Below are 16655 nucleotides of genomic sequence, written 5' to 3'. Positions count from 1 at the left end.
GCCGAATGTGAAGGTCAGAGTGTCAGGTCAACCGAAACCGGGAAGTGGTCAGAAGCCGCCAAAAGCGCTTCACGCATTGGAACATCCTGATAGCATTCCGGGTCATCAAACGGGTGCCAGATACGCCATGTCGGCTTGGTCTTCAGCAGGTCGGGCGACACCATGATATAGTCCAAAAGCGCCTGCAAATACCGCCTTTCCTTGGCGATATAGAAGCGCGAGGTTGTTGGCCGCGCGCTGGTGCGATGCGTCAAGGCCATGCGCGCGTGCGGGTCGTACATGCAAGGGGCGTCACCTTCACCCAACACGATCTCGACCCCGGAACGGCCAAAAAGTTTCTCGTACTCATCAAGACCTGGACCATCGTTGAAATCGCCTAGAACGATCAGTGAATCACCTGCGTTAAGATGTTCATCCACACGACGTCGAAGCCAAATACACTGCGCCATCTGCTTGCGTCGATTTTCGATTGCGACACGCATAACCTCGGCCGCGCCGCGTGCACCGTGTGGTGCCTTCGACTTTGCATGCACACCGATCAACCGCAGAAACTTCCTGCTTTGGCGGTGGGTTAATTCCACTTCAAACGGCGGCTTGGAAAATACGACAGCTTCGGGTGAAGAATCCGTATCTAGATCAAGCTGGAAACTGGTATCGAAACGAGGCGCAGCAAAGGCATCCTCGACCTTTTCGGCCCCCAATGGGTCATGGCGCGCACTTACAATGTCAGGATCATACAGCAGCGCGATTTCTTGCTGTGTGTCGTTGGCAAAACCGATCATGGCTTTGCGCGCACGCAATCCAAAATGATCAGCAAAGCCTTCCAACGCCGGAACCGTCGAGCGTCTTCGGTTTTCGTCAGGAGCTTCAATGATCATCACCGCATCTGCATCAAGTGCAGAGAAGACCTTTCCCACCGCCTTGAACTGGGCTGCCCGTGTCACATCCTGCCGCCCAGACCATCCGTTATCGATAAGGGGCTTTCCAGCGTCGTCAAAAAGGCTGTTGAACCATTCGACATTGTAGGTTGCGATACGCATCAGCTGTGACCTTCGTTGATCTCTTCCCAAGCGCGGTTGACTGCGATTAGACGCCTTTCGGCCAGCTTCAATGCTTCTATGGGAACACCACGCGCGATCATGCGATCCGGGTGGCTTTCACGTACCTCATGACGCCAAACCTTGCGGACATCTTCAAGCGAAGCGTCACGCGGGACGCCCAAAACCTGATAAGGATCGGGGTGGTCATCGGGCACCATACGCGAGCGCAATGCGGAAAACCGTATAGGGTCCACGCCGAATATGCGCGACACCTCTTCAAGGTACGCATTTTCAGCTGGGTGGTATTCCCCATCCGCCAGCGCAATGTGGAAAAGCCCTTCCATCAAGTCGCACAGCGCTGGGTCATCCGGACCAAACATTGCCGCAACCCGTTGGGCGTAAAGCTCAAATCCAGCCACATCGGTACGGGCCAGATTGAACAGACGCGCTGCGTTCTTTTCCTCGGATTTCGGGATGGTGAAGACTTCACGAAAGGCAGAAACCTCATCCCGAGTCACAAGCCCGTCGGCTTTCGCCATTTTCGCACCTAAAGCTATCACTGCGATTGCAAAACCAGCAGAGCGGTCGGGCGGTGTGCGCAAATGCGAAAACACGTCCGAAAGGGTTTCACCTTTGGCAAGCGCGGAAAGCGCATCTGAGATACGGGACCAAATCGACATAGATGCAGTGTTAGCGGCTTTCATCAGCGGGTCACAGGATTTTCTGCATCAAGATAAGGTCATGCCATTGGCCGAATTTGCGACCCGCTTCGGGGACCACCCCAATGGTTTTGAAACCAACGGCCTTGTGGAAAGGCTCCCCCATTGGGTTTGAGGCGGAAACCCCCGCAATCACAGAATGATAGCCCAACTCACGTGCCGCGATTTCTAACGCTTGCATCAAAGCGCGGCCAATGCCGCGACCACGGGCTTCCGGGGTCAACATGATCGCGTGTTCGGCAGTATGGGCGTATCCAGCGCCAGCACGAAACTGGTCAAGACTGACATAACCCAGCACGTAGTCCTGATCTTCAGCAACAAGCACCACTTTGGCCGTTCCAATCATATTGGTAACGTCTTCAAGGGTTTTTGCCACCGAATTGAAGGTGATCAACGTCTCTAGGATGGCAAGGTTCCACAGCTTCAAGATTGCCGGTGCATCCGCCGCCGTCGCCGCGCGAATTATCACAGCTGTACCAGGCCGTTGGGCGTATCGATCCAAGCGGATATGCCTGCTTCCCCTGAATGGAGTGAGATGCGTTTGTCTTCAACAAGTGGATGCAGTGCGACGGCAAGCGCCTCGGCCTCTGGATGCGTGATCTCAAGCGCCGCCAACCTTAACCCGTGATCTGGCAAACGTGGGGCTGGCATCTGATCTTGCCAGCTTAACAAACCCGGTGCGCATCCAGAAAACGGCAACCGCCCGTCATTTGGCACTGCCATGTCCCAATGCAAATCGCCGCGTGACAAGTGCAGCTCATCCCCGGATCCTTCCGGCGCGCGCAACAATGCCTGATGCAGGTTCGGCACGCGAAGCGCCCAATTGGTCAGTCTTGCCGGGCCAGTGAAATAGTCCAGATCAAACCAACGCGCATGATCCGGTGCGGTAGCTTCCGGATCAACTGCGATCACTTCCAAATAGGTCTCTGGGCCAAGGGATAGAAGGGCATTGTGGGTGCCCATGAGCGGGTGGTCTCCTCCCACCGTCATGGACACCCCAAGCAGGTCCTCGATATACGCGACGCCTTCTGACAGGGTCGCGGAGGACACCACAAGATGATCGATCTTTCCCAGAGCCATTTTGTTCCCCCAATGGTCTGAGAGGAAGCTGGCGGGAAAAACCGCCAGCCGCAAGTATTTTTAGCCTTAGGTGCGCGTTGTACGCACCAGTTTCAGGATGTCCTGAGCGGCTTCCGGAATATTTGTGCCGGGGCCAAAGATGGCCTTCACCCCATTTTCATAAAGGAAATCATAATCTTGCTGCGGGATCACCCCGCCACAGATTACGATGATATCCTCGGCGCCCTGTTCTTTCAAAGCTTGCACCAGTTGCGGCGCCAGCGTTTTGTGACCTGCGGCTTGCGAGGAAATCCCAACGATATGCACGTCGTTGTCGATGGCATCCTGCGCGGCTTCGTCAGGCGTCTGGAACAGCGGCCCCACGTCGACGTCAAAGCCAATATCGGCAAAGGCGGTGGCGATAACCTTGGCGCCACGGTCGTGACCGTCCTGCCCCATCTTCACCACCAACATACGCGGGCGGCGGCCTTCAGCGTCGGCGAACTCCTCGACCGATTTCTGAATGGCCGCAAAACCTTCGTCGCCTTCGTAAGCAGCGCCATAGACACCAGCCAGCGTTTTCACTTCGGCGCGGTGGCGGCCAAACTCATCTTCCATAGCCATGGAAATTTCTCCTACGGATGCACGGGCACGGGCGGCTTCAACGGCAGCTTCCAGAAGGTTGCCCCCTTCTTTGGAACGGCGGGTCAGTTCGGCCAAAGCGGCCTCGCAAGCGGCGGTGTCGCGGGTTGCACGGATCTGTTCAAGTCGGGCCACTTGGCTTTCACGCACGGCCACATTGTCGACGTCCAGGATCTCGATCGGGTCCTCTTTATCAAGCTTGTGCTTGTTTACGCCGACAATGGTTTCTTCGCCCTTGTCGATCATCGCCTGACGCTTGGCGGCGGATTCCTCGATCCGCAGCTTGGGCATTCCCGAGGCCACAGCCTTGGTCATTCCACCCATGCTTTCGACCTCTTCCATCAGCTCCCAAGCTTTGTTGATCAGCTCGTCAGTCAGGCTTTCCACGTAGTAAGATCCCGCCAGCGGATCGACCACATTGGTCACGCCGGTTTCTTCTTGCAAGATGATCTGGGTGTTACGCGCAATCCGGGCCGAGAAATCGGTGGGCAGCGCAATCGCTTCGTCCAGCGCGTTGGTGTGCAACGACTGTGTCCCGCCCAGCGCCGCCGACATCGCTTCATAAGCGGTGCGGATCACGTTGTTATAGGGGTCTTGTTCCTGCAGCGACACGCCCGAAGTCTGGCAGTGAGTGCGCAGCATTTTTGAACGCTCAGACTTCGCGCCAAAATCCGTCATCACGCGATGCCACAGGGTACGGGCAGCGCGCAATTTTGCGGCCTCCATAAAGAAGTTCATGCCGATGGCGAAGAAGAAGCTCAGGCGCCCTGCGAACTTGTCCACATCCATGCCAGCTTCAATCGCAGCACGCACATATTCGCGACCATCCGCAAGCGTATAGGCAAGCTCCTGCACAAGGTTCGCGCCGGCTTCCTGCATGTGGTAGCCCGAGATCGAGATCGAGTTGAACTTCGGCATCTCATTCGAAGTGTATTCGATGATGTCCGAGATGATCTTCATCGACGGTTCAGGCGGATAGATATAGGTGTTGCGCACCATGAACTCTTTCAGAATGTCGTTCTGAATGGTGCCTGCCAGCAGCGATTTGTCATGACCTTGCTCTTGCCCAGCAACGATATAGTTGGCGAGGATCGGAATGACAGCGCCGTTCATGGTCATCGAAACCGAAACCTTGTCCAGCGGAATGCCGTCAAAGAGGATTTTCATATCCTCGACCGAGTCGATGGCCACACCAGCTTTACCAACATCGCCAACCACGCGCGGGTGGTCGCTGTCATAGCCTCGGTGGGTCGCAAGGTCGAACGCGACCGAAACACCCTGCTGACCGGCAGCCAAGTTGCGGCGGTAAAAGGCGTTCAATTCCTCAGCGGTCGAGAAGCCAGCATACTGGCGAATGGTCCAAGGACGGCCCGCATACATGGTGGCCTTCACACCACGGGTGAAGGGTCCAAATCCTGGCAGCGTGCCCATATGATCCAGATCCGCCGTGTCTTCAGACGTATACAGCGGCTTCACGTCGATGCCTTCCAGCGTATTCCAGGTCAGGTCATCAAGGGCACGACCGCGAAGTTCCTTCTCGGCCAGTTCCTTCCAGTTCTTCGTATCGGTCATCTTGTGGTCCTTTTCGTCTTAGCGCGCCCTTGGGCGCTGGCTGGTTCTGGGCCGCGGGTCAAAGGGGATACTCCGGCGGCAAAAAAGAGTTTTCGTTCAACGGGGTCGAGGATCATCACCCCCCCAACACCGGTGTCATAGGCCAACACCGCACCCGGGCGGGTTAGGGCACGATGGAAGTCTTGGCTGTCTGCATCCGACAGGCATTTCCCGACCAACGCCGCGGCGGCAAGGGCTTGCCGCCCAAAGGCGCCATCCTCGGTCGTCAGCATTTCGTCGGTCAGTTGATGCGGCGTTTTATCCGCCGCGCGAACCGCAGCTTTGCCCGTATTGCGAAACAACTCCTGCGCTTCAACACTGGTCTCGGCCAGTGGCATATCGGCCATGACGTCATTCTGGACGGCGCGGAAAACTGCAGCGGTGCATGTCAGCTTGCTTTGGAAAGACAAGGTGTCGCCCAACATGAAGTACTGCTCCAACGCTGTTCGAAGGGTCGTTTCGCGATGCAGATTGCATCCCGACAGAAGCGAAACGCTGGTGGCGGCAATCAAAGGAATGCGGCGAACAAAGCTCATCCTTCGCCCTCATTGATAACGGTGAGAACGGCATCACCCTGCACCTCGGGAACAAAGCCGGTTAGCTGGCGGCGAAGATCGGCTGCGGCCGCTGGCTTCGTCGCATAAAAACTTACGTCAAACCCGCCAAGAAAGGCAGGACCTCCGGTGAAGGTCAGCGTTCCCACCTTGACCCAAGCTTCGCCGATACCTGCATCGATCCAGCGATCATAAACGATGGCGAGTTCAACTCCTGCCTCGTCAACAAGGTCGGCGGCCCAGCCGGGATAGGGATCATCCAATCGGATCTTAAGTGCTTCGTATGAGGCAAGTCCCCAAAGGTCGAGCACCCGGTTGGGGTTTGCCCAAGCCACAAAGCCCAAATCGTTCACCGCGACCGGCTTTTGGTAAACCTCTTTCACAAAGTGCCCCATATTGCCGTGTTGCGAGTGGATCGCGTTCGGGCCATTGGTACCGTAATACAGCAACCATTGTCCGTAGCTTGCCCCCAGGAAACCGAAGCCGACCAGCAGAAGAAGCCGCATCGTGTGGAGGGTTTGGTCTTTCAAAACGACCAGCATCATAAGGCCTAAAACGAATGCCATCGCATATAGTTCGTAACGCTCGAACCAACCAAACTGGCCCAACAGAAGGTGGCCAAAACCAGTGAAAAGCGCGCCCGCAAGCAACGCGTTGCGCCGCGGGCCGTCTGCACTGGGTCGTACCAGCAACACGAGCGCGCAGAGCAATGCAATCAACAGCACAACCGCTTTGTGCGAGAAAAGTTGCACCAACACCTTGATTGGCAATTCGGTGATTGAAAAACGCACATGGCCGCTGCCAGACAGTTTCGCCATGACCGAATTCGGCAGGGGCTCAAGCCCAAGCGATGTCAGGAACCACATGAAACCTGCGACCAAGACGGTCGCCCCTGCGAATAGCCCGATGCCTGCGGCCCAGCGCCCCATCAGCAAAAGCGCAAGCGCCCCACCCCCGGTGACCGCCAGCCCTTCAAATCGAACCATTGGACCAAGCACCATTCCGGCAATCAAAAGCCAGCTGATACGGCCGTCATCCATCTGGGTTTGTAACCCGCGTAAGACGGCAAGGCTGGCCAGAATATGCAGGCTATGCTCCATTCCGACCATCGCGGCACCGGCAAAGTTAAACGCCAAGGGTCCAAGTGCTGCAAAGGTTAGCATCCAGCCGCGCGATACACCCGTTTGCACCACGATCCGCGCCCAAAGCACGCAAGCCAGAACCAATGCCAAACTGTTCCAAAACAGCGGCAGCCAGACTTGTGCAGCCGTCCCGGCAAAGGGGGTCAGCAATAGAGGATAAATTGGCGATGACGCAGCAGAGGTATACTCACCCGGGTTCACCCCATATCCACCGGCAGCAATCTGTTCTGCCACCGCAAGATGGATGTAAACATCGTCGAGCGGGTATTCGAAAACACCCGCTCGGATCAGGGACACACCCTGATAAAGTGCGAAAGCCACCACGCCAACAATTACCGAGGTAAATGTCAGCTGCCCTGAAGTCCGGGACAAAGTGGTGGCATTGGCCATCTTATTCGAACTCCATAATCACTTCGTCAACGGCCAGGCTATCGCCCGAACCTGCATTGATTTTGGAGACGACACCCTTCTTCTCGGCGCGCAAGATGTTTTCCATCTTCATCGCCTCGATTGTGCAAAGGGCCTGACCTTCTTGTACTTCCTGACCGACTTCCACATCGACCTTCACCACAAGACCCGGCATCGGGCAGAGCAGCATTTTCGACGTATCCGGCGGTAGTTTTTCCGGCATCAGACGGGCAAGCTCGGCCTGACGCGGCGAGCGCACATGGACCTTCAGATCCGCACCGCGCGAACGCATGCGGAAGCCCGAGGTGATCTTTTCAACCTTCAGAACCAAGGGCTCACCGTCCACTTTCAGCGTGGCAAGGCTATCGCCCGGCGTCCAGTCGGACGTCACGCGCATTTTCGATCCATCTTCGAACTTGATGGTCGACCCTTTCTTGTCTGCCTTGATCTTCACAGCAAACTCTTCACCCTGAAGCGCGACGCTCCAGTTCTTACCAACCTTACGTTCGTGGTTGTCCATGCGACCCGAGATGCGAGTGCGACGGATTTCCGCAACACGGTACATTGCGGCCGCAGCCGCAGCGATGCGTTTCAACGCGTCTTTACCCAGCTCAACCCCTTCAAATCCCTCGGGATATTGTTCTTCGATGAAAGCGGTTGTCATCTCGCCTTTCATGAAAACCGGGTGATCCATGACTGCGCTGACGAAAGGAAGGTTGTGACCAATTCCTTCCAGCTCGAACCCATCTAGCGCGTTGCGCATGGCTTCGACCGCGTCGTCACGGGTGGGTGCCCATGTGCAAAGCTTGGCGATCATCGGGTCGTAGTACATCGAGATTTCGCCGCCCTCGAAGACGCCAGTGTCGTTGCGAACCGCAGTTTTACCCTTCGAGGCTTTGTCCGCCCATTTGCCATTCTCCAACATTGGACCAGCGGCCACTTCTGCGGGCGGACGGTAACGGGTCAGACGACCGATCGAAGGCAAGAAGCCGCGATAGGGGTCTTCCGCGTAAACACGGTTCTCAATCGCCCAGCCGGTCAACGTCACGTCGTCTTGCGACATTTCAAGCTTTTCGCCAGCCGCCACGCGGATCATTTGTTCAACAAGATCAACGCCAGTGATTAGCTCGGTCACCGGGTGTTCCACCTGCAAACGGGTGTTCATTTCAAGGAAATAGAAGTTCCGGTCGCCATCGACAATGAACTCCACGGTGCCGGCCGAGGCATAGTCCACAGCTTGCGCCAAAGCGACAGATTGTTCACCCATTGCTTTGCGGGTGGCTTCATCAAGGAAGGGCGATGGGGCTTCTTCTACTACCTTTTGCTGGCGACGCTGAATCGAGCATTCACGCTCGCCCAAATAGATGCCGTTGCCATGGCTGTCGCACAAAACCTGAATTTCGATGTGGCGCGGCTGCGTAATGAATTTTTCGATGAAGATACGGTCATCGCCAAAGCTGTTGGCCGCTTCGTTTTTGGATGACTGGAACCCTTCGCGGGCTTCGTCGTCGTTCCATGCGATCCGCATGCCTTTGCCGCCGCCACCGGCAGAGGCTTTGATCATCACGGGATACCCAACCTGGTTCGAGATCTTAACAGCCTCTTCCGCGTCTTCGATCAATCCCATATAGCCGGGAACCGTGGAAACATCGGCGTCTTGAGCAATCTTCTTCGAAGTGATCTTGTCACCCATCGCTTCAATCGCGCCTTTGGGTGGTCCGATAAAGGCCACGCCAGCGGCCTCAAGCGCTTCAGCAAATTTCGAGTTCTCCGACAGGAAGCCGTAACCGGGGTGGACAGCCTCGGCGCCCGTTTCCTTGATCGCCTTCATCACATTTTCAATGACGATGTAGGATTGGTTAGCCGGGGGCGGACCAATGTGAACAGCTTCGTCTGCCATTTTCACATGAAGCGCATTACGGTCGGCATCCGAATAAATGGCGACTGTCTTGATGCCCATTTTACGAGCAGTCTTGATTACGCGGCAGGCGATCTCGCCTCGGTTTGCAATCAGGATCTTTTTGAACATGTCCTGTCCTTTCGGTTCATGTGAGGGCGCGGTGGGCAGAACCATCGCGCACATTGGCATAGAAAAGCCCGCCGGACACGAAGGTCACGGCAGGCCGATTGTGTTGGGTGGCTACGTCAGAGACGAAACCGGAAGTTTTCAGATCAGTTGCAGATGCCGACCCCGACGTCATCGCAAAGCGCACCTGCGCCCGCACCGATGACTGCCCCGGCGAGAAGGTTGCCGCTGGCTGCTTTTGCGACCACGGCGCCTGCGGCTGCGCCAGCCCCGGCGCGTTGAAGGTCGTTCCACTGGCATCCTGCCAGCAAGACAAGGGCGACGGACCCTGCAAGAATTCTTGTAAACTGCATTTTTGACTGCCTCTTTCAGAGTTTATTCTTGCAGTCATTATGCCCCGATAACGGGAGTTTCCCAAGGAAATTTTCCGCGATCCACGGCTTGGCGCGCGGCGCAAACGCCTGCCTAGCAACGAAAAAAGGCCCGGTTCAGACGCTAATGCACTGAACCGGGTAGAAGAAGGGGAAGGGTAATGGTTTTGACAAACCATTGCAGAGAACGGGGATGTGTTCCCTGCATGATTGGTATGTTGACACGAAACAGTGTGTTCGCAAGCCCCGAACAAAGCCGACGGGGCTGGGTGGGCTGTTTTCTGCCGGTAAATGTAACCTGCGGGCGAATTCATGCCGATTGATCCTCGAACGCATCAGGGAAGGACGCGCGTGCGCGCGCCTCGTCAATCACCAGCAAAGCTTCATAGTCTTCAGCGTCAAAAGGGTCCTGAGCTGCAAGAACTTCGCGTTCGAACAACCAAGACAAACGACCGGCATCCAAGTTGCCGCGTTCGAAAGGCTGATCTCCGAAATTCTCCCACAACGCTTTCATAAAACCTATGTCCGCACGCCGGTCAGCAGGCCTGCGGTCGGCATAGCGTTCCCGCGCACTTAGCTTCGTGGCCCCGGTTTTGCTGGAGCGACGGATCGTGAACTGAAAGTCCGTGCCCGTAAGACGGCCTGGAAAACCTTTGTGTTTCAGCATGTATGGCAATGCCATTAGAAACCCTCCCACACGCACACACCGTCGACGGGACGGTAGGCTTCGAAAAACTGTGTGGCCTCGGGGGCCATGACACCGTGTTCCACCGGCCGGTCTGCAAGCACGATGATGATCTGATCGGGCAACTCTCCGGGGGCCACAACGATCTGCGGTAATACGTAGTCCTGGCAAATCACCGACATGTCCTCCTCGGCTTGAGTAAATTCGACTGTTTGGTGCGCTCGACCAATGGCTGGTGCCAGAAACCGATATCGGATCGCGGTTCCCACCGCGCTGTCCTCTCCGCGTATAATTTCCAAAAACGTGATGTTTTGGCCGGATGGTACTTCGATTTCAAAATCGGGGTCCCAGCCCTCGTCCTTGGCAAGACCGGTGGTTGGAACAATAGGGATCAGGGTGGCGGCGCTAACCGCCACCCCAATCAGGCCACGAAGGCCCAGATATCCCGCCATGCGACCCATTATCACAGCGGAATATTATCGTGCTTTTTCCAGGGGTTCTGAACTTTCTTACCCCGCAGCGATGCAAAGGCACGGCTGATCCGAAGACGCGACGAACGCGGTTGGATAACTTCGTCAATGAAGCCACGTTCGGCCGCCACAAACGGGTTGGCGAAACGGTCTTCATAGTCCTGCGTGCGCTTGGCAATCTTTTCTGGATCATCCAGCTCTGAGCGATACAGGATCTCGGTTGCACCCTTGGCGCCCATCACGGCGATTTCCGCAGTGGGCCAAGCATAGTTGAAGTCGCCGCGCAGGTGCTTGGACGCCATAACGTCATAGGCACCACCATAGGCTTTGCGTGTGATCAGCGTGACTTTCGGCACAGTGGCTTCACCATAAGCAAACAGAAGCTTCGCACCGTGCTTGATGACGCCGCCATATTCTTGGCTGGTGCCCGGCAGGAAGCCCGGCACGTCGACCAAAGTCAGGATCGGAATTTCGAACGCGTCACAGAAGCGCACAAACCGTGCAGCCTTGCGCGAGCTGTCGATGTCCAAGCAACCTGCCAAAATCATCGGCTGGTTCGCCACCACGCCCACGGTCTGACCTTCAAGACGCACAAAACCGGTGATGATGTTCTTGGCATACTCTTCCTGAATTTCGTAGAAATCGCCTTCATCCGCCAGCTTCGTGATCAGCTCTTTCATATCGTAAGGCGAGTTCGGATTGTCTGGGATCAAAGTATCCAGGCTATCATCCACGCGCGCCGGATCATCAAAGAACGGACGCACCGGAGCCTTGTCGCGATTGTTCAACGGAAGGAAGTCGACCAAACGGCGCACTTCGCTAAGCGCTTCGACGTCGTTTTCAAACGCCCCATCGGCAACCGAAGACTTCTTACAGTGTGTCGAGGCGCCGCCAAGCTCCTCGGCTGTGACCACTTCGTTGGTCACTGTTTTCACAACATCCGGACCAGTCACGAACATGTATGAGCTGTCTTTCACCATAAAGATGAAGTCCGTCATCGCGGGCGAATAGACTGCACCACCAGCACACGGCCCCATGATCACACTGATCTGAGGAACCACGCCGGAGGCCATAATGTTGCGCTGGAAGACCTCGGCGTAGCCGGCAAGCGATGCGACACCTTCCTGAATACGTGCGCCACCTGAATCGTTGATGCCGATAACGGGCGCGCCGTTTTGCATCGCCATATCCATGATCTTGCAGATCTTTTCGGCATGCGTTTCGGAAAGAGATCCACCAAATACGGTGAAATCCTGACTGAACACATAGACCAGACGGCCATTGATTGTGCCCCAACCGGTGATGACACCGTCGCCAGCTGGCTTGTCGGCTTCCATGCCGAACTCGGTACAACGATGGGCTTTGAACATGTCGAACTCTTCAAACGAGTCCTCATCGAGCAGAAGCTCAACGCGCTCACGCGCTGTTAGCTTGCCCTTTTTATGCTGACTGTCGATCCGACGCTGACCGCCCCCAAGGCGGGCTTTTTCGCGACGGCTTTCAAGTTCGTGGAGAATATCTTTCATTTGGCGGCACTCCTTGATTTCGCTGCAAACTAGCCGGACTGGACGGCGGCGGGAAGTAAAAAGGGGCGAATTTGCAAATTAAATGCAAGTATGCTAATGCAAATTGCAAATATGCGAACTCAGGAAACTGCTATGGCCACCCAGAAACTCTATGCGGGTGTGAAACTTCGGGAAATCCGCACACGCCTAAATCTGACCCAGAAAGCCTTTGCTGAAAAGCTGGGCGTCAGTCTTCCCTACCTGAACCAAATGGAAAACAACAACCGACCGGTATCTACGGGTGTGGTGTTGGCCTTGGCGCAGGAATTTGGCTTTGACGTGGCTGAACTGTCCACAGGGGACGCCGAACGGTTGGTGACAGACATGCGTGAAGCATTTGCGGACCCAGTTTTTTCCGACATTCCACCTTTGGCCGATCTACGGCTTGCAGCGTCAAATGCACCAGCGCTGGCTCATGCATTGCTAGAGCTGCATCGCGCTTACAGACTTGGCCACGAGCGGCTTGCTTCGATGGATCAAAACATCGGGAATGATGACAATCCCAGCCAAGCCAGCCCGTGGGAAGAAGTTCGTGATTTCTTTCACTATTGCGACAATTACATCGATGCGATGGATCGTGCCGCAGAACACTTTGCGCAAACGGGAAAATCGCGCGGTCTAGGGCAGGCAGCGATGGCTGAATCCGTGCTGAATGACCGGGGCATCACTCTTATACGTGCAGATGCCGAGAAAGTACGCAGTTACGATGTCGAAACGCGCGAACTGACACTCTCTACGCGCCCTCCGCGTGCCACACAGGAGTTCCAACTTTTGATGCAAGTGGCCCTGCTGACGCAGGACGCCTTGTTGGAGGCCACGTTGGATTTTGCACGGTTCCAAACAGAAGAGGCCAGATCGATTGCGAAACTGGGCCTTGCGAACTATTTCGCAGGCGCTGCCATTTTACCTTATGAGCAGTTTCTTGCCGCCGCGCACGAGACACGTCACGACCTTGAACGACTGGCTGATCGTTTCGGTGCATCGATCGAACAGATTGCCCACAGGCTGTCCACCCTTCAACGCCCCGGAGCAAAGGGCATCCCCTTCTTTTTCGTCCGTGTGGATCAGGCGGGAACCATTACCAAACGACACTCTGCAACCCGTCTGCAGTTTGCCAGATTTGGCGGCGCTTGCCCGCTCTGGAATGTCCACCAAGCCTTTGAAACCCCTGGGCGTTTCTTGCGTCAACTGGCGCAAACACCCGACGGGGTTCGGTATTTCTGTCTGGCGCGAAATGTAACCAAATCAGGTGGTAGCTTCGATGCCCCGGTCCGGCGCTACGCGATCGGGTTGGGCTGCGAGGTCAAACATGCCGGAGAGCTGGTCTACGCAGACGATTTTGACGTGTCCAATGATGCTGCATTCGAGCCTATCGGGATCTCGTGCAGAATCTGTGAACGCCAGCTGTGTCATCAACGGTCGGTTCCACCCCTTGAACGTAAGCTGAAAGTAGACCCATATTCGCGCGGAACACTTCCTTACGAGATTTCAAGATGAACAAGTTTTTCCTACCCATCCTGCTTGCACTGGCTTTCGTAGTTGCTTCGGGCCCCAAACCCGTGCGCGCCGAGAGCTTTGCAACCCAAATGGAACGACGCACTTTTTACCAGTTCAGCCAAAAGCGCCGCAATCCACACAAGTCTGACGAACGCCTTCAAGAGGTAAGATACAAAGGCCTTATCCTTTGGGTAGGCAAGCCAAAGAAAGGCAAGCCGACCGTGATGTATTTACCCGGCTCTGGCGGCAACCTTTACACAAGGGGACACAAATTTCGTTGGTTCCTCAACAGAGGATACGGTGTGGTCGCCATGGCATATCCCGGCATGGCGGGAAGCAAAGGCCAACCAAGTCGCAAGTTGATCCAAAAGCTGGCTAATCAGCTTTACAAGGACATCCCTAAGATGACGGGAAGCAAGCAGATTATTCTGATGGGGGAAAGCCTTGGCACAGGGGTTGCGCTTGAGGTTGCTGCAAGCAAAGCGGGTCGAGCACGTCCCCCTTCTGCAATCATTTTACAAGCACCGTATACGTCTTTGTTGGACCTGACAGCCGCGAAGAATCCCGTTTTGGTACCGTTCTTTGCTGGCCGCACTGATTTGTGGCCATCAAAACGCGTAATCCGAAAAGTGAAATCTCCGCTGTTCATCATGCATGGCAAAAAGGACAAAGTGGTTCCCTTTCGTATGGGAAAAAAGCTTTTTCAGCTTTCCCCCAGCAAGAATAAAGTCTTCGCCGCCCGGCCGCACGCTGGGCACACTTCGATCTGGCGCAAGAATGTTCGCAAACCCTTGCGGCTTTGGTTGCAAGAAATTCACGGAAAATAAAAAAGGCCGGGTCAACACCCGGCCTTTTTACTTATGATGAATTGCGATCACGCTGCGGACAAAAGCCGGTAAATCTCGTCCTTCAACGCTGCGCGTTTTTTGCGCATTTCTTCTTCGTTGAACTGATCCGTTGGTTCTACATTGGTTTCAGCCCGGTGAATCGCACGGTTCAGGTCGTGATACTCATCTGAAAGCTTGGAAAAATGGGCATCTGATTGCTTCAGATCGCTCATTTTCTCAGCGAATTCAGGAAATTCCTCGTGCAGCTCATGCGGGGTGTGTGACATTCGCGTGTTCTCCTCTGTCAAAAGTCATTTGAAGTTTGCGCATGGCAGGCCCACCCCGCTTTGACAGGGATCAAAAACCACCCTCAGCGTTGCGAATTTTGCCAGTTTGGATGAATCCATGGCGCGTCATTCGCCGCAGGCAAGCGACGCCCCAAAATATGATCGGATGCCTTTTCACCAACCATGATTGAGGGCCCATTGAGATTGCCATTGGTGATCCGTGGGAACACAGAGCTATCGGCCAATCGCAGCCCTTCCACGCCGATCACACGAAGGTCGGGATCAACCACCGCCATCGGATCATCAGCGCGGCCCATCCGGCACGTTCCACAGGGGTGATAGGCGCTTTCAGCATGTTCACGGATGAAGCTGTCGATCTCGTCATCGGTCTGCAACGCGTTACCTGGTTGAATTTCGTGTTTCACGAAAGGCTCAAACGCGGGCTGCGAGAATATCTCGCGGGTCAGGCGGATACAGTTACGGAAATCCTCCCAATCCTGATCGGTCGACATGTAGTTAAAGAAAATCCGCGGGGCTTCGTTTGGATTCCGCAGATTTCAAGGTGATCTCACCACGAGAGGGCGACCGCATTGGGCCGGTGTGGGCTTGGAACCCGTGGCCCTCGGCCGCTGCTTGCCCGTCATAGCGCACGGCAATTGGTAGGAAGTGATACTGGATGTCCGGGTATTCAACGCCCGCTTTCGAACGGATGAACGCCGCGCTTTCAAATTGGTTGGACGCGCCCAGACCTGTCTTAGTAAACAACCATTGCGCACCCAGAATGCCCTTCCAGATTAGATTCCAGTAACGATACAGCGTGATCGGCTGTTTCGAGGCATATTGCGCATAAACCTCAAGGTGATCCTGAAGGTTCTGCCCAACACCCGCACGATCCGCCACGACCTCGATCCCATGCTCCGCCAGATGCGCGGCCGGACCAATGCCGGACAGCATCAAAAGCTTCGGTGAGTTGATCGAGCTTGCTGCGATGATCACCTCGGCCTCAGCCCGGATCACTTCGATTTTCCCGCCGCGTTCAACTTCGACGCCTACAGCACGACCGTCCTCGATCACGACTTTCCGTGCGAAGGCCCGGATCAGCTCGCAGTTCTCGCGTTCCAGCGCGGGGCGCAGATAGGCATTTGCCGCTGACCAGCGCCGCCCTTGCCATACGGTCTGCTCCATCGGGCCGAAACCTTCCTGCTTTTGACCGTTATAGTCATCAGTCACCTGATACCCAGCCTGTTTCCCGGCCTCGACAAAGGCGTGGAACAGCGGGTTTTTACGCGGTCCTCGGGTCACGTGCAGCGGGCCATCGCTGCCGCGCCAATCCGCCTCTCCTCCATGGCCGCTGTCGTGCCAGTTTTCCTGCCGTTTAAAATACGGAAGCACATCCGCATAGGACCAACCGTCTGCGCCTTGTTCAGCCCAATAGTCAAAGTCCTTTGCGTGACCGCGAACGTAAACCATCCCGTTGATCGAGCTTGACCCACCGACCACTTTGCCACGCGGTGTAACCAACGTCCGCCCGCCCAAATGCGGTTCAGGTTCTGTCTGAAAACCCCAATCATACATCCCCATATTCATGGGGTAACTAAGTGCTGCTGGCATCTGGATGAACGGCCCAGCATCGGTGCCGCCATGTTCGATCACCAAAACGCGTTTGCCAGCCTCGGCCAGCCGATAGGCCATTGCGCAACCTGCGCTGCCAGCGCCAACGATGATGTATTCTGCTTGCATTGTCTTTCCGTC

At 55.6% G+C, this 16655-nt stretch carries 15 protein-coding genes and 1 pseudogene; 2 read left to right on the top strand and 14 right to left on the bottom strand.

The genetic code is table 11. From position 1 onward, the window contains the following. Positions 1-14: 14 nt before the first annotated feature. From AC0L6A_RS06295 to AC0L6A_RS06240, 12 genes are all read right to left on the bottom strand, one after another. Entirely contained in the window at positions 15-1040 is a 1026-nt protein-coding gene (locus tag AC0L6A_RS06295) for an endonuclease/exonuclease/phosphatase family protein (RefSeq protein ID WP_473292920.1), read from the bottom strand. Continuing rightward, on the bottom strand, positions 1040-1720 hold the full coding sequence (locus AC0L6A_RS06290) for a TerB family tellurite resistance protein (RefSeq protein ID WP_473292919.1): 681 nt from the start codon (positions 1718-1720) through the stop codon (positions 1040-1042). The genes AC0L6A_RS06295 and AC0L6A_RS06290 overlap by 1 nt, the downstream gene beginning before the upstream one ends. Before the next feature lie 31 nt (positions 1721-1751). After that, on the bottom strand, positions 1752-2228 hold the full coding sequence (locus AC0L6A_RS06285; RefSeq protein WP_473292917.1) for a GNAT family N-acetyltransferase: 477 nt from the start codon (positions 2226-2228) through the stop codon (positions 1752-1754). Next, positions 2225-2839, bottom strand: coding sequence for a VOC family protein (locus tag AC0L6A_RS06280; protein ID WP_473292916.1), 615 nt, complete (start codon positions 2837-2839; stop codon positions 2225-2227). The genes AC0L6A_RS06285 and AC0L6A_RS06280 overlap by 4 nt, the downstream gene beginning before the upstream one ends. 66 nt (positions 2840-2905) lie before the next feature. After that, positions 2906-5032: a methylmalonyl-CoA mutase gene (scpA, locus tag AC0L6A_RS06275; RefSeq protein ID WP_473292915.1), complete on the bottom strand. Its 2127-nt coding sequence runs from the start codon at positions 5030-5032 to the stop codon at positions 2906-2908. After that, positions 5029-5607 (bottom strand): hypothetical protein, encoded by a 579-nt coding sequence (locus AC0L6A_RS06270; RefSeq protein ID WP_473292914.1) that lies wholly within the window; start codon positions 5605-5607, stop codon positions 5029-5031. The genes scpA and AC0L6A_RS06270 overlap by 4 nt, the downstream gene beginning before the upstream one ends. Then, entirely contained in the window at positions 5604-7157 is a 1554-nt protein-coding gene (locus AC0L6A_RS06265) for a hypothetical protein (protein WP_473292912.1), read from the bottom strand. The genes AC0L6A_RS06270 and AC0L6A_RS06265 overlap by 4 nt, the downstream gene beginning before the upstream one ends. A 1-nt stretch (position 7158) precedes the next feature. Continuing rightward, positions 7159-9204, bottom strand: a complete 2046-nt coding sequence (locus AC0L6A_RS06260; RefSeq protein WP_473292911.1) for an acetyl-CoA carboxylase biotin carboxylase subunit — start codon at positions 9202-9204, stop codon at positions 7159-7161. 143 nt (positions 9205-9347) lie between these two features. Then, the gene (locus AC0L6A_RS06255; protein ID WP_473292909.1) at positions 9348-9554 is read right to left on the bottom strand and encodes a hypothetical protein; all 207 of its coding nucleotides are present in this window, start codon (positions 9552-9554) and stop codon (positions 9348-9350) included. 328 nt (positions 9555-9882) lie between these two features. After that, positions 9883-10239: a hypothetical protein gene (locus AC0L6A_RS06250; protein WP_473293401.1), complete on the bottom strand. Its 357-nt coding sequence runs from the start codon at positions 10237-10239 to the stop codon at positions 9883-9885. Between the two features lie 14 nt (positions 10240-10253). Next, entirely contained in the window at positions 10254-10718 is a 465-nt protein-coding gene (locus tag AC0L6A_RS06245) for a DUF6497 family protein (protein WP_473292907.1), read from the bottom strand. Between the two features lie 2 nt (positions 10719-10720). Beyond that, entirely contained in the window at positions 10721-12253 is a 1533-nt protein-coding gene (locus AC0L6A_RS06240; RefSeq protein ID WP_473292905.1) for an acyl-CoA carboxylase subunit beta, read from the bottom strand. 132 nt (positions 12254-12385) lie between these two features. Here AC0L6A_RS06240 and AC0L6A_RS06235 point away from each other — a divergent pair, with 132 nt between their 5' ends. Then, positions 12386-13789: a helix-turn-helix domain-containing protein gene (locus AC0L6A_RS06235; RefSeq protein WP_473292904.1), complete on the top strand. Its 1404-nt coding sequence runs from the start codon at positions 12386-12388 to the stop codon at positions 13787-13789. Then, positions 13786-14616 carry an alpha/beta hydrolase gene (locus AC0L6A_RS06230; protein ID WP_473292902.1) on the top strand — a complete coding sequence of 277 codons (831 nt, stop codon included), beginning with the start codon at positions 13786-13788 and terminating at the stop codon, positions 14614-14616. Before AC0L6A_RS06235 ends, AC0L6A_RS06230 begins: the two co-directional genes overlap by 4 nt. A 47-nt stretch (positions 14617-14663) precedes the next feature. Here AC0L6A_RS06230 and AC0L6A_RS06225 read toward each other — a convergent pair whose 3' ends face one another. Together AC0L6A_RS06225 and betA are read right to left on the bottom strand one after the other, a co-directional pair. Further along, positions 14664-14903: a YdcH family protein gene (locus AC0L6A_RS06225; RefSeq protein ID WP_473292901.1), complete on the bottom strand. Its 240-nt coding sequence runs from the start codon at positions 14901-14903 to the stop codon at positions 14664-14666. Between the two features lie 83 nt (positions 14904-14986). Further along, positions 14987-16643: pseudogene (betA, locus tag AC0L6A_RS06220) on the bottom strand (choline dehydrogenase). Positions 16644-16655 lie beyond the last annotated feature (12 nt).

Source organism: Aliiroseovarius sp. D2-2, assembly GCF_055809455.1.
This window is presented reverse-complemented; position numbering and strand designations above follow the sequence as displayed.

Coding starts and splice junctions, on each gene's coding strand:
- AC0L6A_RS06295 (WP_473292920.1), bottom strand. CDS start 1,040: ATGCGTATCGCAACCTACAATGTCGAATGGTTCAACAGCCTTTTTGAC.
- AC0L6A_RS06290 (WP_473292919.1), bottom strand. CDS start 1,720: ATGTCGATTTGGTCCCGTATCTCAGATGCGCTTTCCGCGCTTGCCAAA.
- AC0L6A_RS06280 (WP_473292916.1), bottom strand. CDS start 2,839: ATGGCTCTGGGAAAGATCGATCATCTTGTGGTGTCCTCCGCGACCCTG.
- scpA (WP_473292915.1), bottom strand. CDS start 5,032: ATGACCGATACGAAGAACTGGAAGGAACTGGCCGAGAAGGAACTTCGC.
- AC0L6A_RS06270 (WP_473292914.1), bottom strand. CDS start 5,607: ATGAGCTTTGTTCGCCGCATTCCTTTGATTGCCGCCACCAGCGTTTCG.
- AC0L6A_RS06265 (WP_473292912.1), bottom strand. CDS start 7,157: ATGGCCAATGCCACCACTTTGTCCCGGACTTCAGGGCAGCTGACATTT.
- AC0L6A_RS06260 (WP_473292911.1), bottom strand. CDS start 9,204: ATGTTCAAAAAGATCCTGATTGCAAACCGAGGCGAGATCGCCTGCCGC.
- AC0L6A_RS06255 (WP_473292909.1), bottom strand. CDS start 9,554: ATGCAGTTTACAAGAATTCTTGCAGGGTCCGTCGCCCTTGTCTTGCTG.
- AC0L6A_RS06250 (WP_473293401.1), bottom strand. CDS start 10,239: ATGCTGAAACACAAAGGTTTTCCAGGCCGTCTTACGGGCACGGACTTT.
- AC0L6A_RS06245 (WP_473292907.1), bottom strand. CDS start 10,718: ATGGGTCGCATGGCGGGATATCTGGGCCTTCGTGGCCTGATTGGGGTG.
- AC0L6A_RS06240 (WP_473292905.1), bottom strand. CDS start 12,253: ATGAAAGATATTCTCCACGAACTTGAAAGCCGTCGCGAAAAAGCCCGC.
- AC0L6A_RS06235 (WP_473292904.1), top strand. CDS start 12,386: ATGGCCACCCAGAAACTCTATGCGGGTGTGAAACTTCGGGAAATCCGC.
- AC0L6A_RS06230 (WP_473292902.1), top strand. CDS start 13,786: ATGAACAAGTTTTTCCTACCCATCCTGCTTGCACTGGCTTTCGTAGTT.
- AC0L6A_RS06225 (WP_473292901.1), bottom strand. CDS start 14,903: ATGTCACACACCCCGCATGAGCTGCACGAGGAATTTCCTGAATTCGCT.